Source organism: Ensifer sp. GW101-20A05, from assembly GCF_059424735.1.
In genome coordinates this window covers 29329-47211 of record NZ_JBWKZT010000010.1, presented here as the reverse complement: position 1 = coordinate 47211, position 17883 = coordinate 29329, and the positions used below count along the sequence as shown (strand labels likewise).

Sequence of the window (17883 nt, the reverse complement as noted above, 5' to 3'; positions counted from 1 at the left end):
TCCTCACAGACTGGACGCCGCCAAACGCGGATCGACCCAAGCGCCGCGTTCACGGCTCGACTTCAATGCCGCCTCGATGAAGGCCACGCCGGACGCGCCGTCTTGGACCGTGGCGCAGGCTATCGGGTGCGGCGCGGCGGTGCCGGATATCTTCGCCCAGAGCGCAGCGGCGATTTCGGAGTAGATATTCGCAAAGGCTTCGAGGTATCCCTCCGGATGTCCTCGGGGCACCCGCGTCATGCGTTGGGCATCGGCCGAGAGGCCCGCTTCGCCGCGACCGATGATCTGTACGGGCCGGCCCTGTTCACTGAACCGCAGATGATCGGCATCATCCTGCCGCCACTCAAGCCCGGCCCGATCCCCGTAGACGCGAATGCGCAGCCCGCATTCGTTGCCGGGCGCTACCTGCGTAACGATCATCGTTCCCTTTGCACCGTTCTCGAACTCGAGAAGGAGGTGGCCGTTGTCATCGAGTCGGCGACCCGAAACCATCGTATGGAGGGATGCGGACAGTGACGTGACGTCCAACCCTGAAACAAACCGGGCAAGGTGATAGGCGTGGGTGCCGATATCGGCTATGGCTCCCCCGCCTCCGGATGTGGCGGGATCGGTACGCCAGGCGGCATGACGGTCGCCCAGAAGGTCGATTGGGTCTGTCAGCCAGTCCATAACGAACTCGACATGAACAAGGCGGATGGTGCCCAGACGACCCTCGGCGACACGGGCGCGCGCCTCGCGGACCATCGGATAGGCGGCAAAACCGTGGGTGACGAAGAAGCAGAGATCGGCATTGCGTGCCTTATCGACAAGCGAGATCGAATCCTCCAGCGTCGTCGTCAACGGCTTGTCGCAGATGACGTGGATGCCGACGTCTAGGAAGGCACGCGCAGCGTCGTAATGGAGGTGGTTCGGCGTGGTGATCGCCACCACTTCGATGCCGTCGGGGCGAGACGCCTCCACACGAGCCATCTCGCGATAATCGCCGTATACGCGGTCTGAAGGAATGAACCACGCCTCGCCCGCTGCCTTGGAGACCTCGGGTTTCGAGGACAGAGCCCCAGCGAGGAGCTCGTAGCGGTTGTCCATTCTGGCGGCGAGCGCGTGGACCGGACCGATGAACCCACCGGCACCACCGACGATGCCAAGTCGGATGCGGCGCGGCGGCGCTGCCAACTTCTCCGCCATTGTGTAAGCAGTACCTTGCTCGGACATGAGATATCTTCTTCCTGGAGTTCAACGTGTTGAATGACGCAACCGAGCGGCGCGCAGAGTGTCGAGGTAGACCGCAGCGATCAGAATGACGCCGACGACGATCTGCTGAATGAAGGGCGACATGCCCATGACGTTCAGGCCGAACCTGATGGCCGACATGATCAGCGCCCCCATGACCGCCCCGAAAACTGTACCCCGGCCGCCCATGAGGCTGCCGCCGCCAATGACCACTGCGGCGATTGCGTCCAGTTCGTAGCCAAAGCCGATGCCCGGATGGGCCGAGTTGATCCGCGCGGCCAGGACAATGGAGGCGAGCCCCGCAGTGCCGCCAACGATGCTGTAAAAGCCGAGTTTGTAGAGGCGGACATTGACGCCGGCGCGGCGGGTGGCTTCCTCGTTGCCGCCCATGGTGAATGCATAGCGGCCAAGGCGGGTCTGATAGAAGACGAACGACATGAGCAGCGCGAAGCCAATGAGAATGAGCACGGGGACAGGGACTGACAGCACCGTGCCGCCACCGAAAAACTCGAAAGACTCCGGAAATCCATAGAGCGAGCGGCCGTTGCTGATGGTCAACGCCAACCCTTGCGCAATGCCCAGCATACCGAGAGTGACAATGAAGGGCGGCAGACGCGCGTAGGAAATCAGGAAGCCGTTGACAGCGCCGATAAGAAGACCCGTGCCGACCGCTACAGCGAAGCCCAGATAAAGCGGAACCCCGCCATCAATGACGGCAACGCCCATGACGACCATGCAGAGCGACATTACCGTTCCGACGGAGATGTCGATGCCGCCACTGATGATCACCATCATAACGCCGATGGCGAGGATGGCGCGCGTTGCCGCCTGCAGCACGATGAGGCTGAGGTTGTTCGCGGTGATGAAGCCGGAAGTGAGGAACTCCATAAGGACGAGAATCGCCAGGAGGATGAGGACGGTCGAGCCCTGTTCGGCAAGTTTCGCCAGCCGGCTCTTCAGCGACGCCGGCCGGCGCGCAGCGGGCGTATTTGTGGTGACCGCGCTCATTGAACAGCCCTCTCGGTACGTGTTTCCTTCCCGGCGACAGTTGGCTCCTCGACACCGCTAACGATCATCCGCACCAATTGGTCGCGGTCGGTCGAGGCGGTCAGGCGATTGGTGACCAGCCGCCCCGTCTTCAAGATGACCACACGGTCGGCGACGCGCATTACATCGCTCATATTGTGGCTGATCAGGACGATGGCCTCGCCGCGTCCGCGCAGGTTCTCGATGAGGCGGAGCACCTGCTCCTGCTGCGTCACGCCGAGTGCGGCGGTCGGTTCGTCCATGATGATGAGCTTGGCCGCGCCATAGACGGTTTTTGCGATCGCGATGGTCTGGCGCTGGCCACCGGAGAAATCTCGGACATTCGCGTGAATGTCTGGGATGTTGATCTTCAGGTCGGCCAGAAGCTTACGCGTTTCTTCCGCCATTCGACGCCTGTCAAATAGGCGAACGATGCCACCGAGATAGGACCTCTTCAGCTCTCGTCCTAGAAAGACGTTGGCGGCGACATCGACATTGTCGCAAAGCGCCAAATCCTGATAGACGGTCTCGATCCCAAGCGCTTTCGAACGAGCCGGCGACGTAATATGCACCGCAGCACCATCAATGCGGATTTCACCGTCATCGGCGACAACTGCCCCGGCAAGAATTTTGATGAGGGTCGACTTGCCGGCACCGTTGTCGCCGAGCAGGGCAACAACTTCTCCCGCACCGACCGAAAAATTGACGTTATCAAGCGCTGCGATACCGCCGTAATATTTTGAGATGCCCCGCATCTCGACGATCGGCGTACGCCCGTGCGCTGCGGCTGCGTGTTCCAACATCGCGCCGTACCTCCCATGTGAGCTTCAACCACGCGTCACGGCAGCGGCGAGGCCGCCGCCGTGACGACCGGATATCAGTCGGTGAGACCGAGTACTTCCTTGCGGTATTGCTTCACGTTCCAGCTGTGTACGAGCTTCATGCCGGAATCGATTTCCTTGGGGATGTCGGCAGCCTGCTTGTTGCCGTTGATGACGTCCGCGAGGATCGCCACCGCTTGCTCGCCCATTCCGCGGGCGCTTTGTGAGACGTCGCCGGCCGCGCGGCCGCCGACGATCAGGTCCGTGCCTTCTGGGATGCCGTCGAACCCGACGACGATGACGTCGTCACGCTTCTGGCGGCGGAGCACTTCAGCCGCTCCGACAGCCATGAGGTCCGACGATGCGAAAATGAGGTTCACGTCGGGATTGGCGGACAGGATCGCCTCCGTCGCCTCGACGCCGCCCGGGGTGGTCCAGTGGCCCGTGATCGACGAAACGAGCTTGATCTCGGGGTATTTGGCGATCCCCTCGTGGAAGCCCTTCACGCGGTTGATGGCCGCCTCTGAACCGGGCTCGCCCTCTAACTGGGCCACCTTCCCGGAGTAGCTGAGCAGCGAGGCGGCGAAGTCGGCAGCAAGGCCGGCGGCCCGCACGTTGTCCGTCCGAACGAGAGAGACATAGTTGGCCGGGTCGGTCTCGACGCCCCCGTCGACGAGTACAACCGGAATGCCAGCTTCATTGGCACGCTTGACCACCGGCGCTAGGCCCTTGGAATCAAGCGCCGCCAGCACGATCCCGCTGACTTTACGCGAGATCAAGGCTTCCATCGCCGACACCTGCTCTTCGATGGCACCGTGCCCGGACACGCTGTGAATTTCGACTTCCATGCCGAGTTCCTTGCCCTTCGCTACAGCGAAGTTGGCTAGGTTGTTCATGAACGTGTCGTTGATCACGGTTTTCGGCAGCACGCCGATGACTTTGTTTTCCTGTGCGAATGCAGGCATTGCGGCTGAAAGAATCATGGCAGCGGAAGCGGCCATCAGAATACGGCGCGTGACGTGCATTTCGGTCTCCTCCCGATTGAAACGCACGATGCAACCCAACGAGGAAGAACGCTCCTTCGTTCTCCCTCGTCCTGCCTTCGAGTGTTCCAACCCGAAACTTTCAATGCATCGTGTACTGCTACCGGTAGCAGAACGATAATTGCTCGTCAATAATGTTAGCAACTTTCATTGCCGAACTTTTCGCCTCTTCTGAAATGAGGCATAAGTTTCAATGATATCGGGGGAACAAATTCTGAAGAGTTCAGCTACAGCTGCAGATGTCGCCAAACAGGCAGGCGTTTCGAAGTGGACGGTCATTCGCGCTTTCACGCCCGGCGCGCAGATCGCGCCGGAGACACGCGAGCGGGTGCTTGCCGTCGCCGAAGCCCTTCACTATCAGCCTAATCTCCTCGCCCGCAGTTTGGCGACGAAACGAACTGACTTGGTGGGCATCCTCGTCGATGACTTCTCCAACCCCTACAAGCTTCCGAGCCTGGAGAAGCTCACAGACGCCCTTCAAAACGAAGGTATGCTCGGCGTCCTCCTCAACATCAGTCGAGACTACGACCATCTCGCTGCCATAACCAATGCAAAGCAACGCCGCCTCGACGCGATAATTTTGTTTGGAACGTCATTCCGGAGCGAGACTGTCCGCGTGGATGACGTGCCGATTTACGTGTTGGCGCGTGACAGTACCATTCAGGGAGTTCCAGCGGTGACCTGCGACACTGAGAGGGCGATGCAGGAGATTTGCGAGTATCTCGAAGGGAAAGGCTACAAACGCCCGATGTTTATGGCCGGCCCCCGCACGGTATCCACGGCTCTGGGGCGTCGTCGACGGTTCTCAGACTTCTGGAACGCTCGAGGCACTCCCGTCATTGAGCTTTTCGCGGATCGCTATGACCGGCCGACGGCTGCCGCCGCGGTTCGAGAACATCTTGGACGGACACCCAGAGCTCACCAGGCAGATGTTCTCATGTGCGAGAATGACATTCTTGCACTCGGAGCGCTTGAGGTAATCCGTGGTGAGTTTGGTCTTAGCGTCCCCGAGGACCTTGCAGTGGTAGGCTACGACGATATCGACTTCGCTAGCATGGAGGGTGTCGACCTCACGACCTACCGCCAACCGTACGCGGCGATGGTAGAGACACTGGTGGAAATCCTGACCGGCAGGCTGACACCTCAGACCCATCTCCTGCCCGGCGAGTTGGTTATCCGGAAAACCGCATAGAGCTCGAGAGGCTATTGTCGATTCCGATAGGCAGCGATCATGCCTCGAAAACGCGTTCCCCACCAATCATTTGCCCGGTGATCTTCATGAAATCACTGAGTGTCAGAAAGAGCATTTCGGATGGCCGCGACCGATCTTTGAACGAGATAAACATCCCCTCGGGAAGTCTATCGTCCCAACACGCAACGACGATATTCGAGCAGACCGTAACCTGCGTGGCGAACTCTCGAGCAGTCATTTCCGCCTTGCCGGCAAGTGGGCACCGGTTCAGGGAAAAGTTGGCTGAGGATAAGTCGTAGGCATCCACACCAATTTCGTATAGCTCCAGCGAGATTTTATGGGCGGCTACCGCGACGGCAATCTGTTCCGTCTCGAACATCCGCGTCATAGCAAAACAGGCGATGACCACCGACCGCTCCAACATATCAATCGGACGTTCGCTCCCAGGATAGTCTTTGGCGACAATCTGCTGAAAGTGAGTCCACGCTCGCTCGCGCTGAAGTTCGAGTTCGCGCATCCATGCGCCGGAACCATTTGCTTGAGACGATATCAACATGCCTTGCGCCAAGAATTCTGAGCGACAGATGGTCGAAAGCGCTACGGTTTATTCTCATTGGCGAGCTTCCCGTGGCGCTTTCCAGGTCTCCTACTCCACGTCAAGCCACGCCTGGGCCCGGGACGAGCGCTGGATCGTCTCGATTACCGTCTGGACCCTCAGACCGGCACGGAAGTTGAACGGTTCCGGTCGGAGACCCGCGATTGCCTCGAGGTATCCCGCTACTTCGATCGCCTTTAGGTCGTTGAAACCGAGCTGATGTCCTGCCGCAACGCAGAACCGCCCATACGGAGCGTGGTCGGGGCCGGCTTCTATGCGACGGAAGCCTTGGCGTCCCTTCGCGTCCGTGGTTGAGAAGAAATGCAATTCATTGAAGCGCTCCTGCGAGAACGCGAGCGCCCCTTTGGTGCCGTACACCTCGAAGTCGTGCTGCATCTTGCGGCCGGTTGCGATCCAGTTCCCTTCGATGGAGCCTGTGGCACCATTCGCAAACCGGACGAAAGCGCGCGTAACATCATCCGTCGTGACCTCCTTCGCACCGCCCTTCCCGTCCGGTCGGTTGGCGATCATCGTCACGCAGTCCCCCATCACCTTTGTGATGGGGCCGAGGAGAAACTCGGCGGTCGCCAAAGCGTGGCTGCCGATATCAGCGAGCGCGCCGCCACCCGCCGGATCATGCCGGAACGTAAACGGCCCTTGTTCGTCTGCCATGTAGTCCTCTGCATGCAGACCACGGTATCCACGTATCTCGCCGAGCTCGCCCTTCGCGATCATTTGCTTGGCGAGGTTGATCATAGGATTGCAGAGGTAATTGAAGCCCACCTGGGTTTTGATCCCTGCCACTTCCGCCGCTTCGGTCATTTCCGCTGCATCCGATGCCAGCGGCGCAAGCGGTTTCTCGCAGTAAACGTGTTTTCCCTTGGCAATCGCCGCCAGGGCCATTTCCTTATGAAGGGCGTTGGGTGCGGTGATGTCGATAATGTCGATGGCGGGATCATCGATCATGGTGCGCCAGTCGTCTGTCGCACTCTCGAACCCGAGCGAGGATCGGGCCGCCTCCGCCTGTTGCATGTTCACATCGGCAATGCAGGCTAGTTCCACTACGAATGGGAGGTCGAACACCCTCTGCGCTGCGGCAAAGCCAAAGACGTGGGTCTTCCCCATGAAGCCGGACCCGATTAGGCCGAGGCGGAGCTTCCTTTTCATCAGGATATCCTTCGAGAAGCGGCCCGGTCTAAGCCGACGGCCGCTGTTGTTGTGGTCGTTTTCAGACGCAGCACAAAGCGCGCGGAGACCGAGGGTCACGCGGCCAGTGCTTGTTGGTTTGGATTTTTCGAGACTCGAAAGCCTCTGTCAGTCGGCGCTAACCATCTGATCTCATGACGGATTCTCCTCGACCCCTGGCGCGACGGTTCGTCGTCGGAACCGCGCCATTCCCAATTAGCAATATTTGTTGCAAATTTCTTGAAGTGTCAACATATATTCTATATCGGATTCACGTAGCTCGGATCGGTTTGGTCCGACACAACGACGGCAATGACATGGGAGGCCGGGATGAAAGCGAAACTAGGGATCGCGCCAATCGCATGGTGGAACGACGATCTGGCTGAAATCAGCAGTGACATTTCCTTGGAGGGGTGCCTGTCCGAAGCCAGCCAAGCTGGCTTCACCGGCATGGAAACAGGACGGCGTTTTCCGATGGACGCTGCCGTACTGCAGCCGATCCTGAACCGTTACGGGATTAGCGTCTGCGGCGGTTGGTTCTCCGGTCTTCTGCTGGACGGCGACATTGCGGCGGAGAAAGATCGCATCCTCCAGCAGATGGAACTATTCAAAGCGGTGAACGCGCCCTGCATCGTCTACGGAGAAACCGCGGGCACGATTCAAGGCGATCGGAATGCTCCCTTGGCAACCAAACGAAGGCTGTCCGAGGACGAAGTCAGGGCCTACGGTCGGAAGATGACTGAGTTCGCTGAATGGTGTTCTGACCAAGGAATGCCGATTTCATATCATCACCACATGGCGGCCCCAATCGAGACCGAGCAAGAACTCGACCTCCTGATGAACTACTCCGGCGAGGCCCTGCCTCTGCTGTTTGATGCAGGCCACATGGCATTCGCCGGTGGCGACGTGCTGCGCGTCATCGACAAGCATCACAAGAGGATAACGCACGTCCACACGAAGGACGTCAGAATGGAAGTCATCGGCGCTCTCGATCGTAGGACCGAAAGCTTTCTGGATGCCGTCATCAGGGGCGCATTCACTGTTCCGGGCGATGGCAGCCTCGATTTCGAAGTGATCGTGAAGCGGCTGGCGTCCTACGGCTACGAGGGATGGTTTGTCGTCGAGGCTGAACAGGACCCGGTCAAAAACCCTCCGCTCCAAATGGCAAAAGTAGGGCACAAAGAACTGCTCCGCGTCATGGCCGCCGCCGGCTACGAAGTTGTATCGAGCTAATTGCTTAATCCAGGGAGCGGCGGACCGCTGCAAATGTTGAAGATGTTAGCTTGAGAGCGCACGATCGTTCCCACCCACCTATCAGCGTTGCTGAAATCGCAACCGGCGCTGCGACCTAGCGCCGGTCTACTCCCGCGATCGGAAAGCCTCTCGCGATCAACGGCCGGTGGTTCATTTGGCACAAGTTGCGAAAGGCGAGAGCTTGCCGCCGACGCCTGTGAACGCAGTCCGCCAACGGCAGTGGCCGGCGAACTTGCAGAATGTCCTAATTGGAAAACGTGACATTCAATGCATGCTTGCAAGTCCCCAAACGCAATGTTGAATTGCAATGAACAGTCTTGGGGTGCGTCAGATGCGCTATGTTCTTATTGGTCTGCTGGCCACCGTTCTTGCTTTTCCCGCGAAAGCGGCGGAAATCAACCGAGAGCCGGGAGACGACGGCATCGACTTCATCTCGGTCACAGGTGTTCTCAACGCAGGCGACGACGGCATCTTCCGGAGGATCGCTGCAACCTCGGACAAGGCGATCGTCGTTCTCAACAGCGAAGGCGGCAATGTGCAAGCCGGGCTTGAAATCGGCCGCGCGATAAAACTCAGGGGCTTCGCAACCGCAGTTCCACCACAGACCCTTTGTGCCTCCTCCTGCGCGCTCATATGGCTCGCCGGCTCGCCTCGGTTCCTGGATGACACCTCGAAGCTTGGATTCCATGCCGCCTATCGGGTGATAAACGGCCAGGCCAGCGAGAGTGGCGTCGGCAACGCGCTCGTCGGGGCCTACCTCAACCAGATCGGGTTGCCGGACAACGCCATCATCTATGTGACGTCCGCCCCGCCGGAAGGAATCGAGTGGCTGACCTCCGACAAAGCGCCGTCCGCCGGCATCTCGTTCGAGCCGCTGCTACCCGGAGCTGCCCTTACTGCCGCTGAGGAGGTCAAGCTGTTACCGCACGATCCCATGGCAACGGTGACGGCATTCTACGCTGCTCTGTCTGCGGCCGATGGTGAAACGGCCTCAGCTATGGTTGTGCCGGAAAAGAGGGGTAAGGGGTCCTTCAACGAAGCATCAATCCATGCCTTCTTCGGCGCGATGTCGGAGCCGCTCAGGCTCACCGAGACCTCGCTGCGTGGACGCGACGACGTAAGGGTACGGTACGAGTACACCACAGTCGCCGGCCGGCGCTGCCACGGGCGAGCCGACGTGCAAACAGTCTACGTGTTCGGGAAGACGTTGATCTCCAGAATCAAGGCACTCGATGGGTGCTGAACCGAGGCCTACAGCACGAACGCCAAGAACGAGATTGCTGCGTCGGCCGGCGAACGAAATAAGTGAGCCTGCCCGCCAGTCACTTTACGCCCAGATCGATGCCCTTCGCCGCTTTCGGGCGTCCCAAGGCGTTCTTCAACCAACATTCCTTTTTCTTCGCGACGTAAGCGAACGCCCTGCAAGCCGTATCACCGACGCAGGATACAAAGCACTCCAAGTAGTTCGTCTGCCTGATCCGCTTGTAGTCACCGCCGGGGATGTCCATGCCCGAATAGCTGGTGAAGTCCGACATGATGATGTCGGCCGCCTTCGACGATGAATAGGCGGCCATGGCGTCTCCGTTCCTGATCAAGGCGACCACGTTGTTCTTGAGGAAGCAGAATCGGTGTTTGGCGTTGTAGGTGATCGCCTTGCACTGGCCGTCACTGTCGCACGCATCCCGACAGTCCCGATAGCTGACATTCTTGAGGGTGGCATAATCGAAGCCGATGGCGTCGTACCCAGCGGCATCCAGCAGAATCCCAGGAGTTACCGGGCGAGGAAGACTTGTTGCCGTTTCCTCACGCTGCACCGATGCCTGAAGCTCCGCCTTGCCATAGCACAGGACCTGGTGAACCGACGGAGAAACTTTGTCCGCCAGATCAGCCGTAGATAGGACCGGTTGCCCAGCCTCCTTGTCACCCGAAAGGCTCCCGATGCTTTGCGACTGCATGAACAGGTCGGCGACCGACGCCCTAATGGCGAAGTTTACGTTCTGAGCAGTGATTCCGATCTCGTCGGCCGCCTTCTTCGAAAACGTGGCGCTGGTTACGCCGAGCAGAAACCCATCGCGATCGACGACGGGCCCACCGGAATTGCCCGGCTGGATCGGTGTCGAAATCTGGATGTACCGCGTATCGTTTTTCAAGCCCGCGAGTGCGTTTACGTTGCCAGTGGTGATCTTGACAGAATCCGACAGGAGATCGGCGAGCGGATAGCCGATCGCGACGATGTCCTCGCCGAGCCGCGTCGGCGCACGGCGGAACGTTAGCGGCGTCCACGGCTTATCCGACGAAACCTTGATCAGCGCGAGGTCATTGGTGGAATCGATGCGCGGATCGGAGGCGGTTCCTCTGCCCTTGACCTCGATCCGGTCGCAGCCCTCCACGACGTGGGCGTTGGTCATCAACCATCCGTCGCCGGTAACCGCGAAACCTGTGCCCGACGACCTGGGCTCTTCCGCAAAGGCGTTCGTTGCCGCCGTCGACGTAAGAATAGCCGCCAAAAACGCGCGCCTGCCAATCGTCATTTTTGCCCCCTGTATCGCGAAAACCGTAGAGCACATACGAAGGTGGTTTCAACCACATATTGCAGGAAGGCTTAACGGTCCGGCAGCTGATGGTTAGCTGGATGCCGCCTCCCGGACCTCCCCACTCCACGGGCCGCCCCGCTCTTCCAAGTGTTTTTACAGCATTGTCGTTTTGGTGTACCCAGGCATCACTTGACTGCGTAGGAATATGTTCCTATTTTGTTCTCATCCCGCGTGAGCAAGAGCAATGAGACTGAAAGCCCCATTCCCGCCGTCGTCGTACATCGAACATAACCCTTCGATGTACAACACGATCAAAGGCTTACAAGAATGGGAGGTGTTGGGTGCGCGCTGCTCCGCATGTGGGCGGATCGGGTGGGTCGACAAATATGCTGTAATAGGGCGTTGGGGCGACCAATACCTGATGAATCTGCGCAGCCGGTTCCGCTGCGACTGTGGCAACCGGACCGATAACGTCGTTCTGATCGGCAGATTGCCACGTTAGAGAAGCGATGCGTGCGGCGACCGATCAACACGAAGGCGGCTGTTTCGACCGCTGCGCTCGCGCTTCGCATGGCAATTGAAACGACCCACTCCAGATACCCAGGGCCTGTGCTCGAGCTCTGCCCTGGGCGTCGGCGTAGGCTCCGTTGCTGTATCGTACCCAGTCTACCGCCAGACCGGTCTCGACCAGCCAGCGATTGACCTCCGAGCCGTCAGCGCGAAAGCACACGCCCACCAAGCGCTGGTAGCGATCCCGTTCGATAAACTCGCAGCGCGTGGGTCTGGATGCTGCGAGGAACCGGTCGAGCATAATGGCTGCCTCCCGGCCACATCGATATCGGAGCCCGTCTCCGTCTTCGCATAACTGCCAGGTTTCCGGCGCGTCGACGCCATGTAGTCTGATCCGCTCACCAGCGATCTCGATCGTGTCTCCGTCGATCACGGATGCGCGACCGGTTACTGCTTCTTCGGCGAACGCCGGACATGCGGACAACAATCCGGCGAGTGCCGCCACCACCCATTTCATCGTGTGCAAAACCTCAACGCCCCCAGAAGAAGTAGACCGACATTCCAAAAATGTCGCCGCAGATCAACAGAGTGATTGGATAGCCCCACAGAACCTTTTCGCGAGGCCGCATCTCGTTTGATTTTTGGAACTCGTCGCCCAAAGCCATTGGTGGGCCGAAATCGACCGAGAAATCCCAGCCGTTCCTCCAATAGAACAACAGCGACCGGGCGTACCAAAAGAGAAGCCAGACCAGCACCGCTCCGGAGAAGCCCGTGAACAGGTATGGCAGCGCCTCCGTGAAGAAGGTGGACATCGCTAGGCACCCGCGAACGCCGCGTTGATGCCGGGATCGCCTTCGAACTTAGACGAGTTTATATCGCGCGAGACGCGATGGAACTGCAGATCGCCGTCCAAATTGCGCTGGAGCAGTGCCTTGGCGTCCGGTGTGCTGGTATCCGGCGAAAGCCACGCGTCGTAGACCTCGGGTGTCAGAATGACCGGCTGACGATCGTGGAGCTGCTGCATGGGGTCGCCCGCCGCCATCGTCAGGATCGTACAACTGACGAGGTCGAGCGTCTTGTTGTAGGCCCAGAGGCCCGCGAAGGAGAAAGGCGCTCGGTCCGGCAGGTGAATGAACCAAGGGTCCTTTCCGCCGTCCTCAGCCTTGGTCCACTCGTAGAAACCATCGGCAGGTATGAGACAGCGTTTCGCCTTGAAGGAGTCTTTGAAGGACGGTTTGACGTCAGCTTCCTCCGAGCGGGCGTTGAACGTCGGGTGCTTGGGCATTTCCTTCGCCCAAAAAGGAACGAGCCACCACCGCCCTTCGCTCAGCTCCTGCTCTCCGTCGCGCCCCTGATGGACGAAGGGCACGGTCTGCGTCGGCGCAACGTTGTAGCGCGCCGGCGTGTTCCGGCCATACCATTTGTCGGTCAAGCGATAGAGCCGCACGAGCTCCGCCCATTCCATCATCTGTGTGAAACGTCCACACATGCCCCGTCCCCCCACTTGTCTCGGCTAGCCAGCCTCATATCGGCGCAACCCGACCTGGTGAGAATCTACAACCTGAAAGCAGACTATAGCACGTACAGGTAGTGGAGTCATAATGACGTTGAGTTCGCCCGCTATATCCGCCCCGTTTTAGAACTTGAATTCGGGGGTGGAGGCAGACGCATCGGCCTCCATGTCGATGCACGAGTCCAGGATGGTGTAGGAGCCACCGCTCACCCTAGCGACTTCATCGCAGTAGCTTCGCGATTTCGCTGGGAGCGAGGTCCAGTTTGCCTTCCGTTTATTGTAGGCATTCTGTTCCATGTCGATGCAAGAGTTGTAGATCATCGACGAACCGCCCGAGACATCAGCAACCTTCTGGCAATAGCCCGCCGGATTGTAACGCGGCATCTCCTGCGCCACGGCTGGCATCATCCCTTCCATGAACATGATTGCCGCGGCGGCCGCTATTTCCACTTTCCTGCCCATGCTCTCAGTTCCTGCTTTGCTTTCTCGGGCCACTCTGTGACGGGCGGGTGAACGACGATTTTCTTCTCGTATGGCTTCCAAGCCGCGTAGGCTCGTCGATCCTTGGCCGACAGGAAGAGCAACGCCTCCTGTTCCCGACACATATGCGGCGTGCATGTCGTCCCAACGTAGTCGTCGCTTTTGAACTCGCCGCCGCCCGTCCCGGTAATAATTTCCTGAAAAGCATCGAAATCAGCTTCGAGGAGGGACTTGAGCGTTGAGGCGATTTCGGCGTTCTTGAGAGCGTCGGAAGGGTGCTGAAAAGCGCGTTCCCTCAGCACTTGCCAGCCCGATTGGTCTTCGGGGACAAATGCCACGACGCCCAACTCCTTCAGGCCGTCGGCAGGTGTCCAGGACCATTGCTCCCGGCCCTTCCCTGGGATGTTGTTGGTCGAGAATACGACCTTGTCCTCGAAGACCTCACGTCCGATTTGAGCACAAGCCTCGATCGGACCATCAAAACGTGGCTTGCCGCCAGGCGGGAATGAGAGAACGAAAGGGCTGGCGTCGCAGGCGTTGCCCCCATTCGAACTGCTGCCGATTAATGCCGGAACGCTGCCCACCATGACCAGTTCGTCGAAAAGGAGAATGGCATTGCGGTGCAATTCGCGATCATCGAGTTTCAAGGCGCGCTCAGGGTATTCGCCCTCGATACGAACGGTGTGTCCGAAAAGAATTTCGATGTCGATCGCGTTCGCTGACTGAACTCCCGCAATTAAAACGGCAAACGCCACAACTGAAATGCTTCGTCTCATGCAGCCCTCCCGCAATCAACGGTAGTTTGTAACCCACCGTAAACGTCAGGGCAATTCGCATTTGTTCCTTGCATCACCAACTTTGGCGGTCCGCCGCGCGAATGCGCCTAAGTGGGCGGCACGTGTCGCTGAGAGCAAATCTAATTTCCGACACTGGCATCGCGCCCGAGTCGCTGCCGGGGAATTTGGCCTGTGGCAATAAGGTGGCCGTTTAGAAATCTCGCGTAGACACTTACCGACGTCGCTAGCAGTCGGGAGTGGAGCGTGGACGTAAAATCATCACAAGTCACGGGCAACGCCGCCATGCACTATGCTGCATGGCAATTGTCCCGCAGGGGCTGGAACGTCATGCTGACTTCCAGAAATGCAAAAGGCAGCGACCTGTTTTGCGCGAACGACGGCGAGACGATTTTCTTCGGAGTTCAAAGCAAAGGGCTGACGAAGCGAGACCCTGTTGGGCTTGGCGGAAATCTCGCCAATCTGAGGTCGGATTGGTGGATCATCACGATCAAGGCTAAAACCGAGGCCCCGGTCTGCTTCATCATGACGTTGAAAGAGGTGAAGGCGCTTTGCCACCACAGCGATCCGGCGAAAAGCAGGACTGGCGCGGCCTCGATTTGGCTCCAGCCGTCCGCATATGATCAGCCGCAGTTTCGGGAAGCTTGGCATAGATTCGCGACGCTAACTTGAACTTGGCCCCCTACGAAGGAAAAGCACCATGACATTGCAGGGTTTTCTCAAGCTCGATGAAGGCGGCACCATTTCCGCCAGTGACGCCGCCGATCTCAATCGGGAGCTGGCAACAAAGACATTATCCGATATTGCGCCCAACGATCGGCAGAACGTGCTGGATTACCTCTTGAGAGCCATGGAGATGGATTCGGTCGATCATGATATTCGCGGGAAAATCGATGCCCTCATCATCGATCTGCAAGCCGCTTCCTTCGCTTAACATCGTCCGATTTCTGGCTACCAAGGAATGTTATCGGCACTCAGGATTGAAAATCCGCGTGTCGGTAGTTCAACTCCGCCTCCGGGCACCATTCTACGTCCTTGAAATTACATGCTTTTTTGTGTTGCGATCCTGCGGTTTGCTGGATGCGTGCCAGTGATGAGCCTTTGAAGGGTTCGGAAAATTCCGCAACGTTTACAATGGCCTACACTGGCTGCCATTCGTTCGATGCAGCCGACATGCAACCGGTTCCAGTGTGGGGCTGATCGCATCCGCCCATGAGGGGTATTGCTTAGTTTGCGCCGTGCGTACGCCTCACTCTTGGTTGGCCGGCTCGACCAGCAAGGATATAGTATTGAAGAGGAACCACAGCGCAAATTCAAACCGCGGCTGGGCGTCCGAACTCCACGACCCTGCATCTGGCAAGGTCGCCTCTGCAAAGGCTGCTATACGGTCGGGCAAGCCGCCGGGCGGTATCACGTTGTGCGCTATGTCGTTCCGAATTTTGTTCAATTTCCTGACTGACTTCCACAGGTCGTCCGGCTGGGGGCAAAGCGCCTCGGCCAAGCAGATGGCCTGATGGCAATTCAGTCGGGCGTCATCCAGAGCCTCCGGTTTCTTCAGTTGTGCCCTAACAAGATAACGTACTTGTTCTTCAATCAGGAGATGCCCCTTTAGGATAACTAGCGTCAGGTCTTGTCCGTGCGGCATCAGATGCATGAAGCGTCCAAAGTCCTCCACGTGCCTATCGGTTATTCGCATGTCTGCCATATTCATCACGCGCGCGTGTTGCTGCGCCCCCGGCGAACTCCCATATGTCTTGGGTCAGCAGAACACTGGAGATCGTCGTGAGCAAGAAGAGAGTTTTGACGGAAGCCGAGAAGCGGCATGCCTATGACGTGCGGATGGCGTATGAACGGCAGAGATTCCCCGATCATAAGATTGATATCACTGTTTGGAATGAGACCGACGATGACGGCAATGCCCAAATGGAAGTCTTGGTACAGAAAGAAATAACCAAGCCCTGATCGTGTGCGCGGCGCGACCTTTGCAAAACAAAGACGCTGCCCGTTTCGATGTCTCAGATTTCTTTACGCGGTGGTAAATCGCCCCGTCTCTCTAGGCCGCCGGCAATGTTCCGTTGAGATACCCGGCGGATCGCGTCCGCCGCTACGTATTGGGCGCGCATGGCCAACTCTATCAGGTGAATTTTGCTAAGCCCGTGGTCCTTGTAGCGCGACCGAACATAATCAGGGAATTTACCACAGGCAGCTTGTAACCGGGCGTCCGTTGTGGAGGGACAGGTTGCGCAAAGCTCTTTAGCAATTTTCGGCAAGTTGTGGCGCAGGTTTGTAAGCTGATCGTCCGTCCACCCCTTATAAGCCAGCGCACCTTTCATTGAAAGTTCGGCGGCAAGGCAGGATGATTGAACAGATGAATCGAAGGCATAGTCCCGCGTAAGGTCCAGGGCAGCGCTCGTGATCGCGCTCCTGGCATTATTCCAAAGCTGGCCATGATAGGTTGATGGGTTCTGTCCGAAATCCTCTGTTCCGTAGGCAAAATCCCATAGGTCGGCGACCGAATATGTTGCCCGGTAGATTTCCTCCGGCCTTCGCTGCCAAATAGCCTCCAGTTCGGCTTTCGAAATATCGATGCAATCAAGGAAGACGATCTTGAACGTCCCGAAACCAACGGTGACACGAGTGGGATACATTTGATCTCGAAATCCGACGCCTCCAAGCAGTAGCGGAGGCATGTAACGCTTCTCCGATGGATACAACGAATCGTAAACGGCGTTCAGCGGCGTCCAAATCTCGGGAGCCATAAGGTGCCCTCCGAATTTGTTTGCTCGTGCCCAGTCAAATGCGACTCGCATCGGGCGGGCGTGGAGCGGGACCCCCTGCTCCATCAATTTCTGGTCCGCCTCAACGATGAAATCGACGGGAATCATTACACACCTTCAACCCTAGCAATCCAAGGTGACACGGTAGTAATCAACCTGCACCAATACAAGGATGTCCACCAATGCAAAGATGTCCCAAGGGCAAACCATAGCGGGCAGTGCTTTGAGATCGAGGCGGTGCTTGAAAACATGCTCTGGTTTTTTCAACCAAGGCCGGAGAGCCTATGTACGAGGGCATGGAATCCGCTGCTTCTGGCATGTGGCGTCTGCGATCCTGTTACGGACAAGAATGGCGACGAGCGACCAGGCCGACTGTCTTGCTTGTCTCTATCGCACCGCGGCGGCGCTGCTCCAGGCTTATGGCGTGCGTTATGACGAGCAAGAACCATATACATCCGCCATTCGCGAGGGCGCGCCTCAGAATAGCGATCGGAATCCGGACTACGAATGCTGGATTTTTGAGGCGGGGGGAACGATCTGGTATCGCGGAGAGGATGCCGAAGCCGCGATTTCGAGTTCGCTTCAAGCACTGAGGAGGAAACGTTTCTCTTGGTTTGCCTCCGTCGACTTGCTGCGCTCTCGCCGTTGCAGCAGCGAAACTGGAGTCGCTTCGAGTCCAGGCCGCGAGTATCTGCCCAGTTGAACCTTTTCGATCCAGAAACGTGTCGGAACCGCAAAGGAACGCTCTACCGTGTGGCGAGGGCGGCTATCGCAGCTTCCACCGCCGTAGCGCCGCCCGAATCTCCTTCTCAATCACCTTCTTATTCGCACCTGACAAGGCATCCTCAACCGCCTTTCGAACCCACGACGGATCGCTTGTGTCATAACCCAAAGGGTCGTCAGAACATGACGTCAGGCGACCGGCCGTC

Annotated in this window: 21 protein-coding genes; 7 read left to right on the top strand and 14 right to left on the bottom strand. The window is 58.3% G+C overall.

Annotated features, from left to right (window positions below; all coding sequences use genetic code 11):
* Nucleotides 1–3 precede the first annotated feature (3 nt).
* The 4 genes from AC070A_RS22705 to AC070A_RS22690 all read right to left on the bottom strand — a co-directional run bounded on the left by AC070A_RS22705 (nt 4) and on the right by AC070A_RS22690 (nt 4102).
* Complete coding sequence (locus AC070A_RS22705; protein WP_492384565.1) at nt 4–1212, bottom strand: Gfo/Idh/MocA family protein; 1209 nt, start codon at nt 1210–1212, stop codon at nt 4–6.
* Between the two features lie 21 nt (nt 1213–1233).
* The gene (locus tag AC070A_RS22700; RefSeq protein ID WP_492384564.1) at nt 1234–2238 is read right to left on the bottom strand and encodes an ABC transporter permease; all 1005 of its coding nucleotides are present in this window, start codon (nt 2236–2238) and stop codon (nt 1234–1236) included.
* Nucleotides 2235–3059, bottom strand: coding sequence for an ATP-binding cassette domain-containing protein (locus AC070A_RS22695; protein ID WP_492384563.1), 825 nt, complete (start codon nt 3057–3059; stop codon nt 2235–2237). Before AC070A_RS22695 ends, AC070A_RS22700 begins: the two co-directional genes overlap by 4 nt.
* A gap of 74 nt (nt 3060–3133) precedes the next feature.
* Nucleotides 3134–4102, bottom strand: a complete 969-nt coding sequence (locus AC070A_RS22690; protein ID WP_492384562.1) for a sugar ABC transporter substrate-binding protein — start codon at nt 4100–4102, stop codon at nt 3134–3136.
* A 232-nt stretch (nt 4103–4334) separates the two neighbouring features.
* Here AC070A_RS22690 and AC070A_RS22685 point away from each other — a divergent pair, with 232 nt between their 5' ends.
* Nucleotides 4335–5312, top strand: coding sequence for a LacI family DNA-binding transcriptional regulator (locus AC070A_RS22685; protein WP_492384774.1), 978 nt, complete (start codon nt 4335–4337; stop codon nt 5310–5312).
* A gap of 37 nt (nt 5313–5349) precedes the next feature.
* On the opposite strand, the gene AC070A_RS22680 is transcribed toward AC070A_RS22685, so the two are convergent.
* Nucleotides 5350–5829 carry a hypothetical protein gene (locus AC070A_RS22680; RefSeq protein WP_492384561.1) on the bottom strand — a complete coding sequence of 160 codons (480 nt, stop codon included), beginning with the start codon at nt 5827–5829 and terminating at the stop codon, nt 5350–5352.
* 129 nt (nt 5830–5958) lie between these two features.
* Nucleotides 5959–7074 carry a Gfo/Idh/MocA family protein gene (locus AC070A_RS22675; RefSeq protein WP_492384560.1) on the bottom strand — a complete coding sequence of 372 codons (1116 nt, stop codon included), beginning with the start codon at nt 7072–7074 and terminating at the stop codon, nt 5959–5961.
* A gap of 348 nt (nt 7075–7422) precedes the next feature.
* Here AC070A_RS22675 and iolE point away from each other — a divergent pair, with 348 nt between their 5' ends.
* A complete protein-coding gene (iolE, locus tag AC070A_RS22670) occupies nt 7423–8325 on the top strand; it encodes a myo-inosose-2 dehydratase (RefSeq protein WP_492384559.1) in 903 nt (300 codons plus the stop codon).
* A 352-nt stretch (nt 8326–8677) separates the two neighbouring features.
* Nucleotides 8678–9589 (top strand): COG3904 family protein, encoded by a 912-nt coding sequence (locus AC070A_RS22665; RefSeq protein ID WP_492384773.1) that lies wholly within the window; start codon nt 8678–8680, stop codon nt 9587–9589.
* 79 nt (nt 9590–9668) lie between these two features.
* On the opposite strand, the gene AC070A_RS22660 is transcribed toward AC070A_RS22665, so the two are convergent.
* From AC070A_RS22660 to AC070A_RS22635, 6 genes are all read right to left on the bottom strand, one after another.
* Entirely contained in the window at nt 9669–10877 is a 1209-nt protein-coding gene (locus AC070A_RS22660) for a trypsin-like peptidase domain-containing protein (protein ID WP_492384558.1), read from the bottom strand.
* Nucleotides 10878–11406: 529 nt separating this feature from the next.
* Nucleotides 11407–11916 (bottom strand): thermonuclease family protein, encoded by a 510-nt coding sequence (locus AC070A_RS22655; RefSeq protein ID WP_492384557.1) that lies wholly within the window; start codon nt 11914–11916, stop codon nt 11407–11409.
* A gap of 4 nt (nt 11917–11920) precedes the next feature.
* Entirely contained in the window at nt 11921–12202 is a 282-nt protein-coding gene (locus tag AC070A_RS22650) for a hypothetical protein (protein ID WP_492384556.1), read from the bottom strand.
* A gap of 2 nt (nt 12203–12204) precedes the next feature.
* Nucleotides 12205–12879 carry an SOS response-associated peptidase gene (locus AC070A_RS22645; protein ID WP_492384555.1) on the bottom strand — a complete coding sequence of 225 codons (675 nt, stop codon included), beginning with the start codon at nt 12877–12879 and terminating at the stop codon, nt 12205–12207.
* 147 nt (nt 12880–13026) lie between these two features.
* The gene (locus AC070A_RS22640; RefSeq protein ID WP_492384554.1) at nt 13027–13365 is read right to left on the bottom strand and encodes a hypothetical protein; all 339 of its coding nucleotides are present in this window, start codon (nt 13363–13365) and stop codon (nt 13027–13029) included.
* On the bottom strand, nt 13344–14159 hold the full coding sequence (locus AC070A_RS22635; RefSeq protein WP_492384553.1) for an Ivy family c-type lysozyme inhibitor: 816 nt from the start codon (nt 14157–14159) through the stop codon (nt 13344–13346). The genes AC070A_RS22640 and AC070A_RS22635 overlap by 22 nt, the downstream gene beginning before the upstream one ends.
* 264 nt (nt 14160–14423) lie before the next feature.
* On the opposite strand from AC070A_RS22635, the gene AC070A_RS22630 reads away from it, so the two are divergent.
* Complete coding sequence (locus tag AC070A_RS22630; protein ID WP_492384552.1) at nt 14424–14849, top strand: hypothetical protein; 426 nt, start codon at nt 14424–14426, stop codon at nt 14847–14849.
* A gap of 28 nt (nt 14850–14877) precedes the next feature.
* Nucleotides 14878–15111 carry a hypothetical protein gene (locus tag AC070A_RS22625; protein ID WP_492384551.1) on the top strand — a complete coding sequence of 78 codons (234 nt, stop codon included), beginning with the start codon at nt 14878–14880 and terminating at the stop codon, nt 15109–15111.
* A 315-nt stretch (nt 15112–15426) separates the two neighbouring features.
* Here AC070A_RS22625 and AC070A_RS22620 read toward each other — a convergent pair whose 3' ends face one another.
* The gene (locus AC070A_RS22620) at nt 15427–15831 is read right to left on the bottom strand and encodes a hypothetical protein (protein ID WP_492384550.1); all 405 of its coding nucleotides are present in this window, start codon (nt 15829–15831) and stop codon (nt 15427–15429) included.
* A 128-nt stretch (nt 15832–15959) separates the two neighbouring features.
* Between AC070A_RS22620 and AC070A_RS22615 the strand changes: the two genes are divergently transcribed.
* On the top strand, nt 15960–16139 hold the full coding sequence (locus tag AC070A_RS22615) for a hypothetical protein (RefSeq protein ID WP_492384549.1): 180 nt from the start codon (nt 15960–15962) through the stop codon (nt 16137–16139).
* A 53-nt stretch (nt 16140–16192) separates the two neighbouring features.
* Here the strand turns inward: AC070A_RS22615 and AC070A_RS22610 are convergent, their stop codons facing one another.
* A complete protein-coding gene (locus AC070A_RS22610; protein WP_492384548.1) occupies nt 16193–17062 on the bottom strand; it encodes a hypothetical protein in 870 nt (289 codons plus the stop codon).
* Nucleotides 17063–17303: 241 nt separating this feature from the next.
* Here AC070A_RS22610 and AC070A_RS22605 point away from each other — a divergent pair, with 241 nt between their 5' ends.
* Nucleotides 17304–17657: a hypothetical protein gene (locus AC070A_RS22605; protein WP_492384547.1), complete on the top strand. Its 354-nt coding sequence runs from the start codon at nt 17304–17306 to the stop codon at nt 17655–17657.
* Nucleotides 17658–17883: the final 226 nt, after the last annotated feature.

What these genes read in the sequence shown, in the direction of transcription:
- AC070A_RS22605 (WP_492384547.1), top strand. Translation starts at nt 17,304, where the DNA reads ATGGCGACGAGCGACCAGGCCGACTGTCTTGCTTGTCTCTATCGCACC.
- AC070A_RS22695 (WP_492384563.1), bottom strand. Translation starts at nt 3,059, where the DNA reads ATGTTGGAACACGCAGCCGCAGCGCACGGGCGTACGCCGATCGTCGAG.
- AC070A_RS22645 (WP_492384555.1), bottom strand. Translation starts at nt 12,879, where the DNA reads ATGTGTGGACGTTTCACACAGATGATGGAATGGGCGGAGCTCGTGCGG.
- iolE (WP_492384559.1), top strand. Translation starts at nt 7,423, where the DNA reads ATGAAAGCGAAACTAGGGATCGCGCCAATCGCATGGTGGAACGACGAT.
- AC070A_RS22610 (WP_492384548.1), bottom strand. Translation starts at nt 17,062, where the DNA reads ATGATTCCCGTCGATTTCATCGTTGAGGCGGACCAGAAATTGATGGAG.
- AC070A_RS22660 (WP_492384558.1), bottom strand. Translation starts at nt 10,877, where the DNA reads ATGACGATTGGCAGGCGCGCGTTTTTGGCGGCTATTCTTACGTCGACG.
- AC070A_RS22665 (WP_492384773.1), top strand. Translation starts at nt 8,678, where the DNA reads ATGCGCTATGTTCTTATTGGTCTGCTGGCCACCGTTCTTGCTTTTCCC.
- AC070A_RS22700 (WP_492384564.1), bottom strand. Translation starts at nt 2,238, where the DNA reads ATGAGCGCGGTCACCACAAATACGCCCGCTGCGCGCCGGCCGGCGTCG.
- AC070A_RS22635 (WP_492384553.1), bottom strand. Translation starts at nt 14,159, where the DNA reads ATGAGACGAAGCATTTCAGTTGTGGCGTTTGCCGTTTTAATTGCGGGA.
- AC070A_RS22675 (WP_492384560.1), bottom strand. Translation starts at nt 7,074, where the DNA reads ATGAAAAGGAAGCTCCGCCTCGGCCTAATCGGGTCCGGCTTCATGGGG.
- AC070A_RS22620 (WP_492384550.1), bottom strand. Translation starts at nt 15,831, where the DNA reads ATGCATCTGATGCCGCACGGACAAGACCTGACGCTAGTTATCCTAAAG.
- AC070A_RS22705 (WP_492384565.1), bottom strand. Translation starts at nt 1,212, where the DNA reads ATGTCCGAGCAAGGTACTGCTTACACAATGGCGGAGAAGTTGGCAGCG.
- AC070A_RS22650 (WP_492384556.1), bottom strand. Translation starts at nt 12,202, where the DNA reads ATGTCCACCTTCTTCACGGAGGCGCTGCCATACCTGTTCACGGGCTTC.
- AC070A_RS22680 (WP_492384561.1), bottom strand. Translation starts at nt 5,829, where the DNA reads ATGCGCGAACTCGAACTTCAGCGCGAGCGAGCGTGGACTCACTTTCAG.
- AC070A_RS22625 (WP_492384551.1), top strand. Translation starts at nt 14,878, where the DNA reads ATGACATTGCAGGGTTTTCTCAAGCTCGATGAAGGCGGCACCATTTCC.
- AC070A_RS22690 (WP_492384562.1), bottom strand. Translation starts at nt 4,102, where the DNA reads ATGCACGTCACGCGCCGTATTCTGATGGCCGCTTCCGCTGCCATGATT.
- AC070A_RS22640 (WP_492384554.1), bottom strand. Translation starts at nt 13,365, where the DNA reads ATGGGCAGGAAAGTGGAAATAGCGGCCGCCGCGGCAATCATGTTCATG.